The organism is Pseudodesulfovibrio nedwellii, assembly GCF_027923765.1.
GTDB classification, from domain to species: Bacteria; Desulfobacterota; Desulfovibrionia; order Desulfovibrionales; family Desulfovibrionaceae; genus Pseudodesulfovibrio; species Pseudodesulfovibrio nedwellii.
In genome coordinates, this window is sequence record NZ_AP026709.1 from 2390115 (window position 1) to 2411738 (window position 21624).

At 50.2% G+C, this 21624-nt stretch carries 19 protein-coding genes and 2 tRNA genes; 4 read left to right on the forward strand and 17 right to left on the reverse strand.

Translation table 11 applies throughout. From position 1 onward, the window contains the following. Positions 1-75 precede the first annotated feature (75 nt). The 16 genes from SYK_RS11250 to SYK_RS11325 form a co-directional block, all read right to left on the reverse strand. Positions 76-3312, reverse strand: a complete 3237-nt coding sequence (locus SYK_RS11250; protein WP_281760363.1) for an efflux RND transporter permease subunit — start codon at positions 3310-3312, stop codon at positions 76-78. Continuing rightward, positions 3312-4442: an efflux RND transporter periplasmic adaptor subunit gene (locus SYK_RS11255; RefSeq protein ID WP_281760364.1), complete on the reverse strand. Its 1131-nt coding sequence runs from the start codon at positions 4440-4442 to the stop codon at positions 3312-3314. Before SYK_RS11255 ends, SYK_RS11250 begins: the two co-directional genes overlap by 1 nt. Positions 4443-4774: 332 nt before the next feature. Then, positions 4775-5428 (reverse strand): P-loop NTPase family protein, encoded by a 654-nt coding sequence (locus SYK_RS11260; RefSeq protein WP_281760365.1) that lies wholly within the window; start codon positions 5426-5428, stop codon positions 4775-4777. Then, a complete protein-coding gene (locus SYK_RS11265) occupies positions 5428-5751 on the reverse strand; it encodes a hypothetical protein (RefSeq protein WP_281760366.1) in 324 nt (107 codons plus the stop codon). Before SYK_RS11265 ends, SYK_RS11260 begins: the two co-directional genes overlap by 1 nt. Next, entirely contained in the window at positions 5744-6703 is a 960-nt protein-coding gene (locus SYK_RS11270) for a metallophosphoesterase family protein (protein ID WP_281760367.1), read from the reverse strand. The genes SYK_RS11265 and SYK_RS11270 overlap by 8 nt, the downstream gene beginning before the upstream one ends. Next, a complete protein-coding gene (locus SYK_RS11275) occupies positions 6693-8036 on the reverse strand; it encodes an AAA family ATPase (RefSeq protein ID WP_281760368.1) in 1344 nt (447 codons plus the stop codon). The genes SYK_RS11270 and SYK_RS11275 overlap by 11 nt, the downstream gene beginning before the upstream one ends. Positions 8037-8039: 3 nt before the next feature. Then, positions 8040-8942 carry a C-GCAxxG-C-C family (seleno)protein gene (locus SYK_RS11280; RefSeq protein WP_281760369.1) on the reverse strand — a complete coding sequence of 301 codons (903 nt, stop codon included), beginning with the start codon at positions 8940-8942 and terminating at the stop codon, positions 8040-8042. Next, on the reverse strand, positions 8935-9702 hold the full coding sequence (locus SYK_RS11285; RefSeq protein WP_281760370.1) for a tRNA1(Val) (adenine(37)-N6)-methyltransferase: 768 nt from the start codon (positions 9700-9702) through the stop codon (positions 8935-8937). The genes SYK_RS11280 and SYK_RS11285 overlap by 8 nt, the downstream gene beginning before the upstream one ends. Next, a complete protein-coding gene (gene murJ, locus SYK_RS11290) occupies positions 9702-11249 on the reverse strand; it encodes a murein biosynthesis integral membrane protein MurJ (RefSeq protein ID WP_281760371.1) in 1548 nt (515 codons plus the stop codon). The genes SYK_RS11285 and murJ overlap by 1 nt, the downstream gene beginning before the upstream one ends. A 118-nt stretch (positions 11250-11367) precedes the next feature. Further along, on the reverse strand, positions 11368-12186 hold the full coding sequence (gene mutM / locus SYK_RS11295; RefSeq protein ID WP_281760372.1) for a bifunctional DNA-formamidopyrimidine glycosylase/DNA-(apurinic or apyrimidinic site) lyase: 819 nt from the start codon (positions 12184-12186) through the stop codon (positions 11368-11370). A 63-nt stretch (positions 12187-12249) separates the two neighbouring features. Next, complete coding sequence (locus SYK_RS11300; protein ID WP_281760373.1) at positions 12250-12789, reverse strand: acyloxyacyl hydrolase; 540 nt, start codon at positions 12787-12789, stop codon at positions 12250-12252. 74 nt (positions 12790-12863) lie between these two features. Beyond that, the gene (locus tag SYK_RS11305) at positions 12864-13355 is read right to left on the reverse strand and encodes a hypothetical protein (RefSeq protein WP_281760374.1); all 492 of its coding nucleotides are present in this window, start codon (positions 13353-13355) and stop codon (positions 12864-12866) included. Next, positions 13355-14593: a ChaN family lipoprotein gene (locus SYK_RS11310; protein ID WP_281760375.1), complete on the reverse strand. Its 1239-nt coding sequence runs from the start codon at positions 14591-14593 to the stop codon at positions 13355-13357. Before SYK_RS11310 ends, SYK_RS11305 begins: the two co-directional genes overlap by 1 nt. A gap of 15 nt (positions 14594-14608) precedes the next feature. Further along, entirely contained in the window at positions 14609-15133 is a 525-nt protein-coding gene (locus tag SYK_RS11315; protein WP_353618224.1) for a DUF429 domain-containing protein, read from the reverse strand. Continuing rightward, entirely contained in the window at positions 15130-15321 is a 192-nt protein-coding gene (locus SYK_RS11320) for a DUF429 domain-containing protein (protein ID WP_281760377.1), read from the reverse strand. The genes SYK_RS11315 and SYK_RS11320 overlap by 4 nt, the downstream gene beginning before the upstream one ends. Positions 15322-15484: 163 nt before the next feature. Continuing rightward, positions 15485-16750, reverse strand: a complete 1266-nt coding sequence (locus tag SYK_RS11325) for a phenylacetate--CoA ligase family protein (RefSeq protein WP_281760378.1) — start codon at positions 16748-16750, stop codon at positions 15485-15487. A 201-nt stretch (positions 16751-16951) separates the two neighbouring features. Between SYK_RS11325 and SYK_RS11330 the strand changes: the two genes are divergently transcribed. The 4 genes from SYK_RS11330 (at position 16952) to SYK_RS11345 (ending at position 20169) form a co-directional block, all read left to right on the forward strand. Continuing rightward, positions 16952-17027 (forward strand) — tRNA-Lys (locus tag SYK_RS11330). 5 nt (positions 17028-17032) lie between these two features. Next, positions 17033-17108, forward strand: a tRNA-Glu gene (locus SYK_RS11335). Positions 17109-17322: 214 nt separating this feature from the next. Beyond that, positions 17323-18861, forward strand: coding sequence for an anti-phage dCTP deaminase (locus SYK_RS11340; protein ID WP_281760379.1), 1539 nt, complete (start codon positions 17323-17325; stop codon positions 18859-18861). A 522-nt stretch (positions 18862-19383) separates the two neighbouring features. Further along, entirely contained in the window at positions 19384-20169 is a 786-nt protein-coding gene (locus tag SYK_RS11345) for an RHS repeat-associated core domain-containing protein (RefSeq protein WP_281760380.1), read from the forward strand. Between the two features lie 584 nt (positions 20170-20753). Here SYK_RS11345 and SYK_RS11350 read toward each other — a convergent pair. Further along, on the reverse strand, positions 20754-21554 hold the full coding sequence (locus tag SYK_RS11350; RefSeq protein ID WP_281760381.1) for a 4Fe-4S dicluster domain-containing protein: 801 nt from the start codon (positions 21552-21554) through the stop codon (positions 20754-20756). Positions 21555-21624 lie beyond the last annotated feature (70 nt).

The following is a 21624-nucleotide window of genomic DNA, read 5'->3' on the forward strand; positions in this document are numbered from 1 at the left end:
CCAAAAAGTTTAGGAAATTCTTAAGAACCCTTTTCAAAGGGTTCTTAAGCCCCCGGAGGGACCGCCGGTAGGCTTTTATTCTTTCCCGACATATAGTGCGTAGTAACCGCTTGGTACGACAACCAGCGTAAACAGCGTTGATGCCACCAAACCAAATATCAACGCCCATGCCAATCCCGAGAAAATCGGGTCCAAGGTAATGGGCCACGCACCAAGCGCAGTGGTCAATGCCGTGAGCACGATGGGTCGCATACGCACCGCGCCGGACAGAATAATGGCATCTTTGAGCGGCTTGCCGTTCTTGACCTCGGTCTGAATGAAATCGATGAGTACCAATGAATTTCGGATAACAATACCACCGAGCGCAATCATTCCGATCATTGACGTTGCAGTGAAGAAGACCGGATCTCCGAATTCGCCGATCTCCCCACCCGCTATTATGTTAAGCAACCAGAATCCCGGCAAAATACCGAGCAGGGTTAACGGGATGGCCGACATGATAAGCAACGGCATGATGAATGACCCCGTCTCGGCAACAAGCAGAATGAAAATACCGAGCAATGCAGCTGCATTAGCCAACCCAAGATCACGGAACACATCAAGAGTAATCTTCCACTCGCCTTCACCCGCCCATTCAGCACGGGTACCTAGCGGCATGGGGTTTTCCTTCAGTTGCGACTGAAGATCAAGCACGGCCTCCCCCGGCGGGATACCTGCCGTGTCACCAAAGACATACGCTAATCGCTTCAAATTCTTATGATAAATAGGCTGCTCCGAAGAAACCTCGCGAAACCTCCCCAACTCAGCTAACGGGACCATGGCCCCGGACGCACTTTTCATGCGTAATTCGCCGAGCGTGTCAGGACCGGTCCTCAACCCGACCGGCAAAACCATGCGCACAGGCAACGGCTGCCGTTCGCGCTCCATGTGAACAGAGGCCGGGGTTGCACCGGACAGGGCCAGGCGGAGCGTATCCACCACATCAGCAGCTGTTACGCCATGCAAAGCGGCCTTTTCCTTGTCGAGAACAAAATCAACCATCATCCGATCAGTCTCGGCAGAATTATCCAAATCGACCAAACCGGGCTGGGCCGCCATAAGCGACTCCACATGCTTTGCCCCGTCGATGAGTACGGAATAATCCAGTCCTGGCCGACCATATATTTCAGCGGTCAAAGTGGAGATAACCGGCGGACCGGGTGGCGTTTCGATAAGCTTGAGCCGCGCACCATGGCGGACAGCGATTTCATGCAAATCGTTTCGCAGTCGCAAACCAATACCGTGCGACTGCATATCCCGCTCGGACTTGTCCGCCAAATTCACTCGAATGTCGGCTAGGTTCGAATGCTCGCGCCAGTAATAATGACGCACCATACCGTTAAAATCCATGGGGGACGGCGACCCGGTGTACGTGACGAAATTGGTCACCTCCGGTACGGATCGAAGATACGCCTCAAAATCACGTACAGTCCGATCAGACCGCTCCAGTGTCGTGCCTTCGGGCATGTCCACAAGCAGTTGAAATTCGTTTTTATTGTCAAACGGCAGCATTTTGAGTGGCACCAACCGCATAAGCACCAAACCGGCACACAAACCAAGCCCTACGAGAATGCCGCCCAGCAACAAACGGCGATTCCGGGACGATTCAAGAAACGGAATAATAACCTTGGAATACACCACGAGAAGTCGGGCGTTCACCCCCTGCTCCGAGGTTTTCCCTTCCTTGGCTTTTGCCGGGGCACGATTCCTGAGCAATAGATACGCCATCCACGGAACCACTGTCAGAGCGGCGACAGTAGAAAAGGTTACGGTCAGCGGCACATTGGCGGCCATGGGAGCCATGTATGGTCCCATCATGCCGGTGATGAAGAAAAGCGGGGTAAAAGACACGATAATTGCCAAGGTGGACATGATGACGGGCGGCAAAACCTCTTTGACCGCATTCAACGTGGCTTCAAGCGGCGACCGAATACCCATACGAATATGCCGCTGAATATTATCTACATTGGTAATGGGATCATCCACGACAAGCCCTAATGACAAAATCAAAGCAAACAGTGTCACCCTATTGATGGTGTAGCCAAACAAGTAATTAACAAAAAGGGCCAAGGAAAAACTCATGGGCACGGCCAGAGCCACAACAAGAGCTTCTCGCCACCCCAGCGCGAAAGCAAGCAGGGCCACAACCGTAATGATGGCGAACAAGAGCGAAGACAACAACTCGTTGACCTTGGACTGAGCGGTTTCGCCGTAATTACGGGTGACTGTAACGGTTACACCCTCGGGCAAGATCGTCCGCTCAAGCTCCCGCACCTTTTTGATAACTGCATCCGCCACGCCTACCGCGTTGACGCCTTTTTTCTTGGCCAACCCGATGGTTACAGCTGAACGCGAAGTGCTTTCGGCTTGCTGGTCGATCTTAGCCAGATACACGTCGGAAAAACCAATCCGCGAATAACTGGTCGGTTCCTGTGGCCCGTCGATAACATCCGCTACGTCTCGAAGGTAGACCGGCTTGTTGTTGAACACGCCCACCACAAGGGAGGCCGCATCTTCCGCATGGAGAAGAAAGGACTGACTGACCAACTGCGTCTCAACATCACGCCTAACAAACCGCCCCGCAGAAAGTGAACGGTCTGCCCCCTTGAGTGCTGTGTAGACTTCCAACGGCGATACATTAAACCCGGCCAAACGGTCAGGGTGTACCTCCACCCGCACCTCACGACTCCGCCCGGAATGCAGGGAAACGCGGGACACATCCTCGACCTCGGCCAGTCGATGAAAAAGTTCTTCGGCCATGCGCCTCAAATCAAAATCCGAATACCGCTCTTCAAATCCAAAATCTGCATGCAGCGTCAAAGCCACAATAGGAACGTCATCGATTTCAACGGGTTTTACAACCCATCCGGCCACGATATCAGGCGCTAAATCACGGTTCTTGAGGATAGTATTATGCAACTTGATGAGCGAATCCTCACGATCCTCACCGACAAAGAAACGAACCGTGACCGCTGTCATGTCCTTGGTGGAAGTTGAATAAACATACTCCACCCCATCGATCTGCCAGAGCAGCCGTTCAAGCGGAGTGGTCACAAGCTTTTCCACTTCCTCGGCACTGGCTCCCGGCACCTGCACCATGACATCTGCCATGGGAACCACAATCTGTGGTTCCTCTTCACGCGGGGTAATGAGAATGGCAGCCACTCCAAGCAGAATCGCCGCCAAAGCAACAATGATGGACATCTGTGATGTCAAAAAATATCGGACAATAGACGGCAACAAGCCTTTTACCGGAGGAGTCTCCATGCTCATCACTGGCCTCCGCCAACCGCAAGACCGACGGTTTCTCCGCCGGACAGGCCAGACAATATTTCTACCCGCTGATCGTGAACTTCACCGGTACGAACATACACCGATTGCCAGCCGGCTTCAGTCTTGACCATGACTGTTTCAAGCTGCCCGACGCGCACAACTGCGGATTCTGGTACAAGTATGATCTCTTCTTCACCCAACGGCACCATCAACCGACCAAACATACCGGGGTACAAACCAGGGACAACAGGCAATCGAACCTGAACCAAAAAGGAACGGGTCACAGGGTCGGCCAACGGCTCAATCTCATCCACCGTTCCGACAAGCGGTTCGGTTCCGTCCAAAGCCGAAACGATCACGGATAAAGAATCACCAAGCCGCACCTGACTAATGAGAGATTCACGCACCATGGCTTCCAATTGCAGAGACCCACCGGTCTGCAAACTCAATAATTCCTTGCCCGGAAAAGCCAAATCACCGGGTTCAGCCAACCGTTTGGCGACCTCGCCCGATTCCTGCGCTTTGATAGTGGTATATCCAAGACCGATCTCAGCCTCCTGCACCACTTTACCCGCCTCACGAGCACGTGCCTGCGCAGCAGCCACGCCCTGTTCAGCCTGTCCCAACCCTGCCTTGGCCTGAAGATAGGCAGACTCGGCTTTCTCCACTTCCTCGGCTGTGACCACCTTCTGATCGTGCAATGTACTCATACGCTTATAGGTGGACTCAGCTTTGGCAAACGCAGCCTTGGCAGCAGCCAAAACATCACGGGACTGACTGACCATACTGGAGGCTGAAGACTCGGCCTGTCGCGAACGTTCCAGACGGGCCTGGGAAGCTCGACTATCCAATACGACCAGATCATCCCCGGCCTTGACGGTATCACCGGGGCGCACCAACACCTTAAGGACACGGCCTGTCACCTGAGCCTCGACGCGAGTGTCAGTCTTGGCCTTAACCGTCCCCACGGCCTCATGCAGCCGAGGCAATGAAATGCGCTCGACCACGACAAAAGAGGCGGGATCATTGGCTTGACCATGCTTTACGGAAGGGGCCTCATCAGCACCGCAAGCCGACAAGCACAAGACAAGTAAAATAAATAATGAAAGACGGGATATCGTATTCTTCATGTGAACACGCATATCATAAGAGGGAACCTAAAGACTACAATTAATAATGATTCCTATGGATTTCTACAGCATAGACTATGATTAAACAAAAGACGCAAAAAAAGTGCGCCTTGCCTATCCAGGCCATCCCCATCCGGGGCTTCACGCGCACACTATTCTTTGCATGGTCGCGACTCGTTTCGCTGTTTTATGGTGTGAAATGGTTTAACGGACATCACCCTCCGTTGCGGTAATCCGACTATGTCATGGACCCGTCCATCTTGGGTCCTTCCGCTATTTTATAAATAAGCATTAATCACCTGATGTCCAGAGGTACCCAGACTTGAAAAAAGTTATTTAACCTGTTTGATGATGGCACCGCGTTCACGGTCAGGGACAAGCTCAAAAATACGCTGAGCTGAACCGGCAAATAAATCAAGCGGATGGTGCGAAATTACAAGGAGTTGTAACTCAAGGCGATCAGCAATTTCCCCGATAAGTTTCATGAATTTCGGAATAAGCGCGGGCTTGAGCCAACAATCCTGTTCATCAAGAACAAGGAAAGGCCGGTGCTGTTCTTCAGGCAACTGCGACAAAGCGATAAGCCGCAATCCCACAGAGAGGATATTACACACCGAGCCACCCTGACCGGTCATGATATCCTCTATCTCATCTTCCTTACCCTGATTGCGAATCTGGAATTGAATCTGGAGACGATTGTTTTTGACCTCGCGCAAAGTGGTCACGACACGATCCTGCCCCAGAATCTCACGAATGGCGTGGGTCAAATTGGCTTCAACCTCGTCAAGAATCTTGCCAAACAAGGCCGTGGACAACTCTTCAAGCGTATCCCGAGCCTTTGGGGCGAGCGTCAAAAAATCCCGCACTCCACCAAGAGATTCACGCACGCGACCATGTTCGCCGTGCAAGGTTTCGGCCAAAGCCGATAGCCTGTCCAGACGACGCTCAGCCTCACGCAATTCGCCCCTAGCTTGCTCAAAAGGCACTACTTGCCGCCTTCCACTGCGTTTTCAACGTCCGCAAGATCGGCTTGTATTTGTTGTATATGCAAACGATATTTTGTGACAACATCTTCATTTTGCAGTCTTTTTTCTTCCAATAACGATTGGAGTTCCTTGATGTCGCTGGTGCCGTATTCTGCCATGGCCTGCTGTTTCAAAGTCTCCAACTGGCTCGTTAAGTTGGCCACATCCTGCTCGGTGCGCACCTTGCGGTCACGCAGTTGTTCATAGTGACGTCGCAGTTCGTTAAGCTCCTGTTCTACAGCGGAATCCCTGCTTGTCCCAGTTTGGTTGGGGTTGTTAATCACTGTGTATGACCTCCTCGTAAAGTTCCCAGATGAGCTTGCCCTCCGGGGTCTGTGTACTCAGGTTTTCTTCAAGAAATTGTTTCAGGCCAGTGCCTTCATGCGTCCGTTGCCACGCAAGCCGCTCCAATCCATTGATAAAATTGGATTCACCCTCGTCCTCATGTTCTTCGGTAGGCAGTTCCTGATCCGGGAACACCTTGTCGAACGTCTCGAATGGCACCACCCATTTCTCCAGATCATCGCAACCGGGCGTCCAGATGGCAGCGGCAGGCTCCCGTTCCATGGAACGGCGGGTGAAAGTCAACCGCGTAATATTGCCGGGGTTGGCCCATGTGGTCTGCCCCTTGGTGATGGTCGTCTGTGGGCGGTGAATATGCCCGTTCACCAACCAGTCAATGCCGGGAAGTTCCTTGATCGTATAGGCTCGGTCAATAAACTCCGGGAATTGAATATTATGATGCGTGAGCCAGATGACCGTATCAGGGTCATCTGGTTGACGATCATATTTCTTAGGAAGCGGGGTGCCGTCCGGGCTAGCACAGACCAAAACCTGTTCATCGTCGGTCTCAAGAATGAATTGCGGACTGCTTTCTTTCATCAGCCGGACCACTCCGGCGGCCTCCAAAACCGCAAGAGTGACATCTTCAGTAAAACGGGACTGATATTTGTCATGGTTCCCGACCAATGCCCAGACCGCTGAATCACCGGTTCTTGCCCCAAAAATCCGTATCAACTCCACAAGCATCTTGTTGGAGTTGTCACGAGGCCAGTGGAAGAGGTCTCCCAAAAGGACCGGAACCATGCCGAGAGCCTCAGCCTGGTCGAGACAGGCCTCAACCTTGTTCATGATCTGATCGAGATAACCATCAAGCCTCTGACCCGGCGGATGGTCCGCCAAATGGGGATCTGCGATGAAGAACAGACCATTGCCGTGGATATGGTCAACCGTCATGACGACACCCTTGATCAATGAATGTTGCAGTTGTCATATCACCACCACAGGTTGGACAGCAGCCAAGCTGTTTTATACGTTCTTCCACGGTCTCTTCAAGCTTCTTCAAGCTGTTCTCCAACTTGGATAGCCCCACATTGGCCGATTCGAGTCTTGCTGACAGATCATCCATGGCGGACAAGGTACCATCCAATCCTTCTGTTGACTCGACAGAAGGCGGCTCCACAACCTTCCGCAAGATGTTTTCCCAGCGCGATAAACGAGAACGTCGATATTGAACAGATATAAATTCATCAATAAAAGCAGTCATATCATCTGTCGATTCAGGAGAGGGAAAGATTTCAAGATTTGCAAAAACCGTTGTCTGAACTTCAGCCTTCCGCAAACTTCGGTCCGCCGAATCCAGTTTTTGCATCAGCACAGCGAGTGCGCCCGTATTTTCAAGAGGATCAGGCTGTTGCAGTCCGTTCAAAGCCTCAGTGTTGCCTGACGCGTATGAAAGTCGACTTTTAACAGTCTTCATTGATGAGATCAATGCGTCCAACACTCTGACATCATGAGCTTTCGGAGGATCAAGAACACCATCCAAGGTCGTCTTGCATTCTGTTTTTTTCAGGAGTGTATCAGACAGTTTTTCCTGTCTCTCAAGTATTGATTCCAGTGCCGGAATAATTTTGTCGAAGTCGATTGCGGTTTTTTCCAATTCACGAGCTGCCAAAACTTGCAAATCAATATCAGGCAAGGGGGCCAAACGATCTATAACACCTTCAATTCTTTCGGTTTGCCCCTCCAAATCACGAACCTGCCGCTTGGCGTCTGTTGTCTGACGCTTCAACAAGTTCTGCATGGCCAAAAGATGGGCGCTTTCCGTGGATGCGGCAAAAAAAGCGGCGGCGTTACTTGCAGGTTTATTCAACAAAAACACCGGTTCTCGCTGATTACCCACATGAATATCAACCGGATCGCCGGATTCAAGCTCCACCAGGTCCAATCTCAAGGCAGCCCGGATATCTTCCGGTGGAATTCTCCCGAATTTCCAATACTCTTCAGGCTCTTCGGCGCCGGGCTTCCAGAGCTCATACCCGGAGGACCGTTTCTTACGTACCCAGACAACTCTGGTTCCATCGTCAAGCTCAACACTGACCCGGGCTTCTTTGGCACCATGCCGAATGTTGTGGCTCGGCACGGGATTAGTTGCCAGACAGCGCAACGCCTCCACCACAGCGGATTTTCCGGTATTATTTCGGCCGGTCAGGATGGTCAGACCACTCCCGAGTTCCAACTCGGTATGCTCATGAGCCATAAAGTTATCGATTATGATTTTTTTAATCATTATTTATGGATATCTCGGCTTATCGTTACCAATCCTAAAATATTCTTCAACACCATATTTTCGCATCCGCTCATTATTCATACGCCATATTTGCGCTAGCCTATCAGGCATTCCGTGCTCTTCACACGGGAATTTTTTACACTCAAAACAATATGTAACGTTATGCTCTCGTGCACACGCAGGGACAGCGCACGCCTTGAATAAACAGCCTGATTCACGGCAACCTGAACAATGCCCGGAAGCAAAATAGTCCAGCAATTCAGTAAATGGCTGACATTGCCGAAAAACAGCATCGGTCGATTCAAAACGTTTGGCGTATTCTCCAAAGTTGACACCAAGATGCTCTTTCAATGCGGCACTCACCTCTTGAACAGGACCACCTGCATACGCTACGCATTTGCCGCACATCAATCCGCATGAGGCCAACCGTGATGCCATGAAATCTTCCGATCCGACAAGATAGCCATGTTCCCGCAGGATGAAAAGAGAGGTCTTGATCGCAAAGACAACCATTTCAACACATTTTGAATGCAGGTCCAGACGCTTGTATCGCTTCTGTCCTTCCTGAGTGGAAAAATCACATTCAATCAAGTCAAAACAGTTGATACTGTTATATTTATCAACGAAGATTTCTCTAAATTCCTGAACCATGACATACACGGGGTCCAAGTCCGCCCCCGATTCCTGGCGACCTGCATACAAACCGAATCCCATTACAGCGCCGGTCACAGCACCACACGGCCCGCAAGTACGCCCCATGCCGCTACAAAAACCCGTAGCCATTGCTACGGCCTCTTTCGAATCCCTGCCACCAGCTTCGGCAATAAGCTTCAACACAGTCTCGGCACACAGGAATTGATCGCCCGAGAACAATTTTTCCACGCGTTTCTCAAGAATATCAGCCATGAGGCATCATTCCGGTATTGCAGGCCAGATACGGACAAAATTCCACAGCTTCAGGTGTCATACGAGTCTCACGACCTTTTCCCTCATGAAGAATCAATGGAGGCTCGACCGTAAGCCCATGTCCGCCAGCCTTCATTGTCTCCATAAGGACCATTTTGGCGTTATCACCCTCACGGCTATGAACCAATCGCATTCGCTTAGGGACAAGGCCTACTTCGGCCAGATCAACCATCAGTTCCGGCAGTCGTTCCGGCAGATGAACAAAGAAAAATTTACCTCGCGTCTTGAGTGCCACGGCAGCACATCGGGCAAAAGCCTTGAAGGTTCCTTGTGCCTCGAAACGAGCAGTTTCACGCCCAGCCCCTTGGCTCGTTTTTCCCTTTCCTAATTCTCGATACGGCGGATTAGCTACGACAAAATCCACTACTGAATCAGGTCGCCATTCAGCCACGTCACCCTGCTGCAGCGTAAACTTATCGATAAGGTGAAGGTCGATACGATTTTCCTCGGCAACACCTATGCTTTCTGGATTTAACTCAACACCAACAATTGTCATTCCGGGGTGACGAAGGAGCATTCCAATACCAATAACCCCACACCCGCAGCCGAGATCAACACCTGTATGCCGGCGACCTGCGTGGGCAAAACAACTCAAGAGCAGAGAGTCCAATGAAAAACGGTAACCACCTTCCGGCTGCACGAGTCCACGCGGAAACAATTCGCGTCTTTTGAGTATGGCTTCCGTGTCGATGCCAGCCATTATGCCCCCTTCGATGTTTTGCCGCGCCGGATTCGCGCCTTGATCATATCCGCGAAAAGTTTAGCCTCGTTCTGACGCAGAAGAAAGGCCATCCCAATATACACAACGACCCAAACGGGAATGAGGAACAGACACCACGGGGTCCATGCTCCGGTCATGTATGCCCCCCAACCAATCAAGATGGACAGAACTGCAGTTTTAACAGCTGAAACGGCAGGCAAAAGGCGTGTCCTCCGCTTGCGGGTCAAAAACAGATGCAACAGGACAAAATTCAGGAGTGAAGACAGACTTACAGCCAACGCCAATCCAACGTGGGCCATGGACTGCATAAGCCAGACGCCTAGGCCGACATTGGCTATCAAACAGGCAACGGCAATCTTTACCGGTGTCTTCGTGTCCTCCAAGGCATAGAACCCGGCAACCAACGGGCGGGACAGGGCAATAAACGGCAAACCGACGGAATAGGCGACAAGAGCCTGCGAGGTCGCTGCAACTGCCTCTGAAGTAAAGGCCCCGCGCTCAAAAAGCAGGGCGATAACCGGCTCCGCCAACCCGATAAGGCCTGCGGCAGCGGGCAAAGCAATAAAAAGTGTCAACCCGAGCGAGACGGACAAGGCCTTGTCATATTCTTCCAGCTCATTGCGCGCAGCCAACTTCGCAAGGCTTGGCAAGGCCGCAGTACTGACAGCTATCCCAAACACCCCTAGGGGGAACTGAACCAACCTATCGGCATAGTACAAATAGGACACAGACCCCACTGGCAAAAATGAAGCAAGGAGTGTCCCGAGCAAAATATTCAACTGATAAACAGCGGCTCCGAACACCGTCGGAAGCATGAGTAATCCCATACGCGCCACGCCCTTGTTGCGCCACGCCCATGGACCACGCCATGAAAAACCGGCCTTCTTCAAAAAGGGTTGTTGCAAAAACCACTGAGCCGCTCCGCCGATCAACACGCCGTAAGCCATGCAATAGGCCACGTTGTACCCCATGAAATACCCAAACAACGCAGAGCCTATCAATGCCACGTTCAGGGCCACGGGGGCCAGTGCCGGAGCAAGGAAATGACCTCGCGAGTTAAGAATTCCCATGCACAACGCCACGCCGCAAATAAAAATGACATACGGGAAGCAAATACGAACAAGATCTATGGTCACCTGAAACTGCTCGGCATTATCAATAAAGCCGGGAGCAATGGCCATGGTCAAAGGCCGAGCCAGTATTTCCACAAGCACGGTGATGGCGACAAGAATTCCGACCAGCCAAATCATGGCGGACCGGGCCATGGCTTGAGCTGCTTCCTCGCCCTCTTCCTCAATGGTCCGCGAATAAACAGGAATAAAGGCCATGGTCAGCGACCCTTCGCCAAAAAGCCGCCGCAAAAGATTCGGAATACGGAAAGCCACGAAGAAGGCATCGGCAAAAAGCCCGGCACCCAACGCAAAGGCGACGATGATATCCCGGACAAATCCCAAAATACGAGAAATCAGCGTGGCTCCAGCCACGACAGCCGCATTTTTCGCTATTATTTTTGCGTGTTTATTCACTGTATCCTCTGCGCAATGCCTTCAATTTTTCGCCGGCATGGCACACAGTTGTAAACATTATTGAACAAGACAATCCTTTCCTTGCACTCTTTATCTCTTCCAGCGTTAAACCGCTAGTTTATCGCTTTGGCTGACAATGCGGACAAAAAGTAGACGTCCGCCCCGCGACCTTCACGGCTTGCAAAAGGGTGTCACATCGAGCACATTTCTGCCCTTTCTTGCCGTACACATTAAAGCTGTTTTGAAAAGCCCCGGCATCACCGTGGGCATTGACATAATCCGAAATGGAGCTGCCGTTTTCGCGAATCGCCAGTTTGAGAACCGCCTGCAATTCTGAAAACAACTTCAACGCCTTGACATGACTGACTTGATGGCCTTTTGTTTCAGGATGAATTCCCGCTCGAAACAGGGACTCATCTGCATAGATGTTCCCCACCCCGGCTACCACCGATTGATTAAGCAGCAGCCCTTTTATCGCGATCTTCCTTTCAGCGATTCGTTCAGCCAATTCAGCGGGAGCAACCTCAAGTGGCTCAGGTCCGACTTTTCGTAAAAACTCCCAATTTTCAAGCTGTTGGGCTGTGAATAACTTAACGTAACCGAACTTGCGCATGTCAGAAAAAATCAACCATGACCCGTCATCAAGGATAAAAACAATCCGGTCATGCTTATGAATATCACGATGATCACCATGGACCACCCGACCCGTCATTTTGAGATGAAATACAAGCGTGGTGTCATTCGCCAGTTCAACGAGTAAAACCTTGGCTCGACGATATGCCCGACGAACACCCTGTCCCAGAACACCGGGCACAATGATTTCCGCAGCATCACTCAAACGGGTGAGACCCGGAATTTCCACGGATACAATAGTGCGCCCCGTCAGGGTGTCATTCAACCCACGGGCGATGACTTCAACTTCAGGCAGTTCAGGCATGGTTAGGTAGGTACCTGAAAACGGTTATGGTGAAAAGCTCGACCAATGAAAGCGAAAGTCCGACTAAAACCTATAGCCAAGACGAAGACCTACATTGTCCATCCCTTCATTTTCGTTGGCGATATAGGCATTTGACATGTGTTCATACTGCACGGAGACATTGACCTTTTCCGTTAAATCATAGCCTAGGGCTGCACCAAGACGGAACAAGACAGGAGAACCAAGGGACTTGCGATCCGAATCGTCGGTACTACGCTTGCCATTGTTGACAGACAATCCGAGGTTGGCGTCCATGAAAAAATCATCAAAAAGCCCCCACTCCCAAGTCAATCCGCCATAGGCGTGCGAAGTATTTCCAGACATATTGACCGTTGCCCCAAGATGGGGACGAGGGGACCAGATCGCTTCCAAACATGACGGGGAAATAAAAAGGACTTCTCCATTGAGATCAACGCCACTTTCCCTATTAAAACTCCAAAAAGAGATGTCATGTGCATAAACCCCGCCTCGGACTTCAGACAGGATGGACTCCTCCGCCTGCGCAGGGAAGCTCACAAAGACGACTATCAAAACCACTATAAAGGCAAATACAAAACGGCCCATATTCCCTCCACGGATTCAAAAACATAGAGCATATGGAACGTGACGGGAATATTTTCTGTCAAATCAATCGACTATCAACGACAAAAGACATCAAGCAGAACCTGTTCATCCGAGGGCTGTGCGCTGATCCAATAAGCCAGATCGCCTACATACCAAAGAAGGTGCACCTGCCCCATCCCGGTAAATCGATAGACTGACGCACCATTTTTCTCCAATTTTTTTGGATTTTTGAATGGTGATTTCGGATTGTCATACATTTTGTGAACCATGACGCCGATCTGTCGACGCGCTTCATTTTCAGAAGACACACGAGAAAGCCACACTTCGGCCGGACGGACCTTACCGGCATCCTCTGGACGGGCATACCGGGCAATGGCACTGGCCTCAGCTGACAGGGTCTTACCATGCAACTGGTCCACTTCCGCTTGTGCTTGCTGACCAACAACAAGCTGCACTCGATCCAAAGTACCAACTTTTGTCGGAAAAAACTCAGACAAGTCATTGCCAAAAGCCACCAATGGCGTCCATAAAACGACCAACAGAACAAGAACAGCACGACGTATCATTATTTATCTCCACTTTCATCTGATTCGATTTTCATCTTTTTCTTCATAGACTTGGGAGAACCAAGCTTCCCCACATTAGCGGTAAACTCTTCATCACCGCGCCGAACAGTAAACACAAGCTCTTCTCCTGCTTCGTGCACCTTGAATCCCGCAATATGCAAACTGAACAAATGTTCCAAAGGAACTCCTGAAGCCTCGACAAGCAAATCTCCAGGGCGCAGACCGGCCTTGGCCGCACGAGACTTTCTCTGGACCGACTCGACAAGAAGGCCGCCCGTTCCAACGGCCGTTAGTAATGCCCCCATCTTCGACTGGTAACTGTCTGGAGAATAAAAGAAAACATCGCCCGCATCGGCATAAAATTCGTCACCACGCCACGGCATAATGGACAAAACCCGCGCGCCCGGATCAAACCGCCTGATGCGCATGGCAATGCCCCACGCCTGCTCAACATGTCCGGCCCCAGCAACAATCAGTACCGGCCAATCATACTGATGGCGCACCCTGACGGCCTCTTCGGCCATCTTGGAATCCCAAATGGACTGGATCAAATGAAATCGTTCCCGTTGCACTTCGTCCTCAGCATCCTTGGATTCATGCTGCCTAAAAATTTCATCAAGCACAGCCCGTTGGTCACTGGTCGGCGGCACGATGACCTTGGGCAAAAAGGCCTGTTCTTCGTCGGAAAGCGCTTCAAGGCCCTCTTTGGATATTTTTTTGGTCACAAAAGTGGGAACATTCAACCCCGCCACAGGCACACTGTTGCGCTGAGCAAGTTCAAAGTGCCCACGGAATAAAGAAAATGGGTATCCCCATTTTGTTGACCATTGCAGTTCTTCGGCCAGGTCCTCCAATTCAACCTGCCCTTTTCCAAAATCATCGAGCACTTGCTGCATGTCCACGGCCACCATTTCCAACCCAAGTGAAAGGCCTTCACCAGACTCGGAAAGTCCCGCCAAAATACGTTGTTGAACCTTGTGGTCCCATATGTTTCGATGCCCCTCCCCAACAAGGACATAATCATAACTATCTGCCATTGCTATGATCTCTTCAAAAGGCACCTGATCACCATATTTGGAGATAAATTCTCCTTTCTGCGGGAGAAAAGTCACCCGAAGAGGCTCCACAGGCAAAGGTTCAATAGCTTTTTTCACACACGCCCCCATGGACAAAAGCAGACTCAGCAACACAAATAACGTCACGTTGCATTTTCGTGCTCCATTCAAAATATATTGCATCCTTTCCCCTCAAATTCAGTCTTGAAAATCACCATGCCAAATTGCCATTGGCAGCCCGGTTGCATCAATTTCAGGAGAATCAGGTATCGACCGCAGCCGTCCGCCCCCTTTCCACGCCGTAACAGCCAGCACGCAGGCGTCAAGAATATCATCACCAGCGACTCGACTTGCTCTATATTTCAACCGGATGGCTTCAACAAGCGAACGAAGATCACACACCTTTTTTTCCAAAAGGACAAACCGATCCACCATCCCCAAAACATCTCTCTTCGGGAAAGGCATCGGCCCCCCAAACAATTGTGAAAAACACAATTCAGGGTGTGATTCATAAACTCTGTGGCGGGCTTCGACATTTCCTTGCAGAAACCCATCTACTTCATATATCTTTTTCACAATACACAAGGATTGTTCGGATAACGACTTACCGGAAAGTTTCTGACTTATCAATTTAGCTTCACGCTTTGATCCGGCATAAACAGCCTTGCGAACCGGAGTATTAAAGACACTGCTCTTACGTTTTCCCAACCTCTCTCGAGTCAAAACATCGGCCTTTCTCGTTCCTGTTTCAGGAAGTCCAATAGGGATTCCACCAACACGGCTTCAGCGTCCTTATGCTTGTCCCACAGCGCAACAAATTCATCATACAGAGCAAAAGACCACACCCCGTTGATGACCCAAACAGCAAGCCCCCCGCCCTTGCACCCGTCTACGCCTACGTATTTCATCATGCATATATACTCTTCCACCAACATCCCCGCAACCAGATGCACAATTCAGCACAGCCCCCGCAAAACGACACCAAAGAATTTCGGGAATGAAGATTTGAGAAAAAGACAAAAAAACCCGCACCGACTGTTGCCGGTGCGGGGTGTAATTTTCAACAACTCGCGCCTAGTCCCAGGTGCGCTTGTCTTCAATGGGTCGGATCTGCGGAGGCAGGGTCCCGGGTGCAAGCACCTTGAGGATCGGACGAAGCTTGATCTTTTCACGGAACAAATGAAGCAATTCATCTTCCTGATTGAACTGTCCGGCTTCGATGGAAAGAACCATCTCATCAATACCACCCGGGTTGGTGACTTCGATCTGCCAACGCTTGACCTCTTCGAAGCGGGCCATGACCTGCTCGACCTGATGCGGATAGACAAACATACCCTTGATGCGGGCGGTGGTGTCAACGCGACCGACGATGCCGCCGAGACGGGGGCTGGTGCGGCCACAGGCGCACGGTGAGCGATCCAGATAGCCGAGATCGCCGGTGGCGAGTCGGATGAGCGGATAGGTGCGGTTAAACGCGGTAACAACGATTTCGCCAACCTCGCCGTCCTTAAGCGGGATACCCGTGTCAGGATGGCAGATTTCAACGAATGCACGGTTGGAAAGGTGCAGACCGTTCTTGTGGAAGCATTCGTAACCGATACAACCAACGTCTGCGGTGCCGTAGCCCTGACGCATGATGCAGTCGAATTTCTTCTCAAGAGTGGAACGCATCTTTTCGGAAAACTTTTCGCCAGTGACAAAAGCGACTTCGAGGAACAGATCCTTACGCAAAGACAGGCCCATTTCCTCGGCCTTCTGTGCCAGGTGCATGAGATAGCTGGGGGTACCGACGTAGCCGGTGACGCGCAACTTCTGCATGATCTCAATCTGGGAGTTGGTGTTACCGGGACCGGCAGGCACCACGGCGCAGGCCAGGTTACGAAGAGGTTCTTCGAACATCAGACCGGCGGGAGCCAGATGGTAGTTGAAAGTAATCTGAGACAGATCACCGGAACGGAAACCGGCGGCATAAAAACCTTCGGTCCAACCCCAGTAGTCTTCGGAACGATCTTCGGGATCAAAGATCGGGCCGGGAGACAGGAAAACACGCTGCAATTCGCCCAGGTCCTTGGTCAACAGTCCGCCGAGACGGGGACCCATGGACTGAAGAAAGATCAGCTCTTTTTTCTTGATGATGGGGATATGCTTGATGTCGTTGAGCACGCGGAACTTGTCCACATTGAACTGTGCGCGGTCAAAACGCTTCTTGACGTCTTCGGAGTAACGGTAGGCATATGAGAGCAACTCCTTAAGCTGAAGCTGATAATATTGCCTACGTTCCGATTCGTCGAGTACCTCACGGCGGGAATAAATACCCTCGGTGCGATCCTTTCTGGTCATATGTATACTCCTTAGACTGGATGGTGTGCCATTTTTGACAGGGAGCGGGACTATACCATGTCAAAATTAATTTGCAAGGAATATTTTTTTTTGGTCGATATCTCAGCTAGTTAGAAAAAAAACCTTCTAAAAAGCAACTCTTTTTTAAAATAAACTTGACACTTGATAACCAACTGGATAGTGATACGTTCCTCGGAACACGGGTCGTTAACTCAGTTGGTAGAGTATCTGCCTTTTAAGCAGAGAGTCACTGGTTCGAGCCCAGTACGACCCACCATTTCCGTCCCCATCGTCTAGTGGCCTAGGACTCCGGCCTCTCACGCCGGCAACAGGGGTTCAAACCCCCTTGGGGACGCCATAAGAATTTCAAGCGGTTACAGTGAATGCTGTAGCCGCTTTTTTCGTTGCGTGTAAAATTTCGTGTAAAACGATGCTAAAAGCCCCGGAGATTGTTGTCTCCGGGGCTTTTTTCGTATTTTCATTATAAATATGCAACCACCCTCTTGGCAAATGGTATAAAATATAGAACTATGCAGCAAAAGTTTGATTTCAAAATATAGCTAGGAGTTCCAATGGACAGCGCGATGAAGCTCGGTCAGACCACAAAAAGAAAAAGCCAAAAGCCATATGACAAGATCATAGACAGAGAAACTAATGAGTTGGTTATTGCCTTTTGCGGAGCTGCGGGGAGTGGAACTACAAAGATTGCTGAAAGATTAAGGAAAGAACTGGAAGAGCGAGAATACACCGTCCGACCTATTCAATTAAGTGCCCTTATTAAGCGACACTCCAAAAAGGGTATTGATGAAAAAGATCATGCAAAACGCATCCAGATGCTGCAGCAAGAAGGAACTGAACTCAGGACACAATATGGCGAAGATGTCTTAGCAATGCTCTCTATCAAAGACATAAAATACCACCGAGAAGAAACCCATCCATCTACCGGAATCTTACAAGATCCAACAGAAAGAAGATATGCAACAATAATTGATAGCCTTAAACACCCACACGAAGAGCGCCTTCTTAGAAAGGTGTATGGAGACATGTTTTATTTATTCGGGGTTCTTTGTCCTGAAGATATTCGCATCCAACGGCTACAGCATGAAAAAGAAATGAGTCCGGCAACAGCTCATACGATCGTTGAAACAGATAAGTCAGAAGAAGAAAAAAAAGGGCAGCAGTTACTCGACACAATTCATTTATCGGATTTTTTCTTTCGGAATACAGATGTAGACAGCAAAGAAATTAAAGCAAGCCTTGTGAGATTTGTAGACCTCATATTGGGCGCAAATACCATTACACCCACTGTTGAAGAATACGGAATGGCTCTAGCATATTCTTCATCGTTGCGTTCTGGATGTATTTCGCGACAGGTCGGTGCTGCAATTGTCAAAGATGGAGATGTAATCGCAACGGGTAGAAACGATGTCCCTCGTTATGATGGAGGCTTGTATACAGCTACCGATTCTCCTGATGGACGTTGTTTTAAATGGGGGACTGAAACCTGTAGGAACGACGTGAAAAAACAAGTCATGAAAAGAAAGATGCTTGGATTGATTAATGATGAATTGCCAGAGACAAGCAGCTTGGATGAAGAAAAGTTCAACAAAATATGTAAGGCTGTGGGTATTAATAACATTATAGAATATTCAAGGGCTATTCATGCTGAAATGGACGCGCTAACGACCTTGGCTCGAACGGGAAGCTCTGGAGCTAAAGGCAGTACTTTACTATGCACGACATACCCCTGTCATAACTGTGCCCGCCACATCGTTGCTGCGGGCGTACGCCGCGTTTTTTACATTGAACCATATGAAAAAAGTCTAGCAACCGAACTGCATAATGATTCCATCAGCACGACAGATAAACCATCTGAAAAACCCAAAAAACTGGAAATCGTTGCCTTCGAGGGGGTAGGACCTACGAAGTACTCTCGACTTTTCCGACAAATGGATCGCAAGGACAAGCGAACTTGTGGCGTAGAGGAAATTAACACCAGAAAATCAAAGCCGTTTTTAGGTCACGCTCTCGACCGTTTTACCGATTACGAAGCGAAAGTTGTCGATTATCTTTCCGAGATCAAACTTGACCAAAAAAGATTGCCCGAATAGACAGACACTCTTTACAGCGTATTAAAAAGTAGACTTGTTTTTTTTATATTCATCACATAGATTGTGAGAGAATGAACAAGGGAGAGAGTCATGGGTAAGCCGAGCAAGCGAGATGACCAGTACAAACTCCCACTCGACCCGCCACCTAGTGGATCAAGTGATCAGGTTTGTTTGTCAAATTCACAGAAATCTCAAGACGAAGGGAATTATTGTAAGGTTTTCAATTTTGCTTCTGCGGTCCAAAAACGTGAGTCTAAACGAGAGGATGAAGTACTCCAAAGAATTTTAGCTCATTCAGAAGCACTTGAATGGTAAATCCTTCTACAATCACATAATTCGCCTTTTTCTACATAGTATAGGGCTTAATAAGACACTGAAAAGCCCCGGAGAACCCACTCTCCGGGGCTTTCTTTAATATTAACCGAACACGTCCTCCAAGACGTTCTTTGTGATGCCCAGCCGGGTATGTATCGGGTCGTGGTCATCGGATTCTTGTGCCGCAGTATGGCCTGATTGGTGGGGATGTCCACACCCAAGGACAAAACACAACCTTGTGGCGGCACAAGTAAAAGATATAGAGGCCGAAGCTCAGGCTTCCGAATCCCCATCGGCTTTGCGGGTGGCCTGCACGACCATGACCTCGGCTTAGTTCGCTTTGGCTGGCGAGACTATGACACCTTCACCGGCAGATGGACTGCGCCTGATCCCATCGGCGACAAGGGCGGCGACCCGGATTGGTATGGGTACTGCTTGGATGATCCGGTCAACGCCAATGATCCGACTGGGCTTTTGGCCTTCCTGCTGCCCTTTGCCGCAGGCATGGCCGGGGCTACCGCCATCGGCAGTACTGGAGCGTATGCGGCAGCGAAAGTTGCTGATTGGTTCGGCTCGAAAACCGATAAGGATTATGGGAAAAACAAGCCCACGGCCACCGAAGGCGTCCACAATGCCATGGATAAGGTCATAGGAATCAACGCCGGCATCGTTGGTACGGCTGGAACGGCTGGAGCGGCTGGAGCGGCTGGAGCGGCAAAGGCGGCTCCGGCAGTAGCCGCAACAGGAAAATCGCTTATTAATCAAGGAAATAAGGCTGTTAAAGCTATCGGCGACAAAGCAAAACAAGTCGCACGAAACCCAAAGGTGAGCAAGCTGGGCAATGCTGCTGGAGATTCTATAAACTCAGCACTGCCCACCGGAACACCTGCCCCTAGTAAAGCTGGATATGCAGGCGGCATATATGGACACTTGTTCGATGTCGAAGATCAGGTAAATGAAGGAATCGGATGGATAAAAAAACAACGAAAATAAAATGGCTCCCCTTGCTTGGAGGGGGAGGTCTTTTTGTCTACAGCTTCTTTATGTCTCCAAAAACAATGCGAGCATACGGAGATATCCCCGTGCCCGAATATGCAAATTGGGTATGGGGGGGACTCGGCCTGTTACTTGTTTGGTATGGAGCCATAGGGCATAGGCTTCGCTACAATACGAAAAAGGGCCTCAAAATATGTCCATCATGTCAAAACCTTTGGCCCAACGACAAACAAAACTGCTCCTCATGCAATGTCCCTCTTGAGCCTCTGGAAGGCTTTTATGAACGACACCCGAAACTAAAAGAATAGCAAGAGGAGGGCCCGGTTCTTTCCCCGGAGCCCTCCTCTGTTATTCCCCAAAAACATCCTCAAGCACGTTCTCGGTGACACCGAATCGCAGATACCGAGTTGTGATCATCGGATTTTTGTGCCGCAGTATGGCCTGAATCGTGCCCCCCCTCTTTGGGATACTAAAAGAAAAATCAACGGGTTACACCGAAAGATGCAACCCGTTTTCTTATTTTATCGATGAACCCCGCTGGCTCGCCTCTGTTTCCGGCTTTCAGCGGTAAGTCAAAAGCCCTACAGGAATATTTCCGGCTCTTTCGGCTCGGAACACTTTTCGTGTAAAACCGTGTTTATCTCACGTATTTTTGGAGCATCCCAGAAGCGGGCCTGAGTAGGGCAGGCCTTGATGCATGCCCCACACCAAATACAGCCTGTCACATCGGTTTCCACACCCGTTTCGGTCACGCTCACGACCTGTGAGGGACACATCTGAGCGCACTCGCCACACAAAGTACACGTGTCCTTATCAGTAACCGGGCTGAACGTGGATGGCGGCATGCCATCGCGGTGGGGGGTATTACCGGGGACTTCCAAAGTATCAAGCTGCCCCAGCGTTGCAAGAGCTTGTATTTTATCGCGAACCTGAGAACCGAAAAGGTGAGCCTTGTCGATGTCCTTGTCGTTTGGACGTCCGGGGGCAACCGGAAGTTCGGAAGAGGAATAGGAATGCTGTGCGATAAATGCACCTGCAGCGCAGGGAACAAATCCCAGTTCATCAGTCAGATTACGAAGCTCCAGCAGTGCGTCTTCATAGGCTCGATTGCCGTACACGGCCACGAGAACGACGGGACGGCCTTCGCCCTGAATATACTGACGAAGACGCTCCACCGCCAAATTGGGAACCCTCCCGGCATACACCGGCACACCAACGATTACGACCTCTCCGAGGGCTTTTACAGATTCGCTTTCCACAGGGAATGTTAGGTCGGTACGGGTGACAGAGTCAAAACCCATGCCCTCGGCAACAGCCTCGACAACCTTCAAAGTCGATTTGGTAGGAGAAAAGAATATTATTTGTCCGGTGTTGTATTTCATGTTTAGCTCCTTATTTTTTTTGGGATACTTATGCCTTTCGATGCATGAATGCAAACAACGTCCATTCACA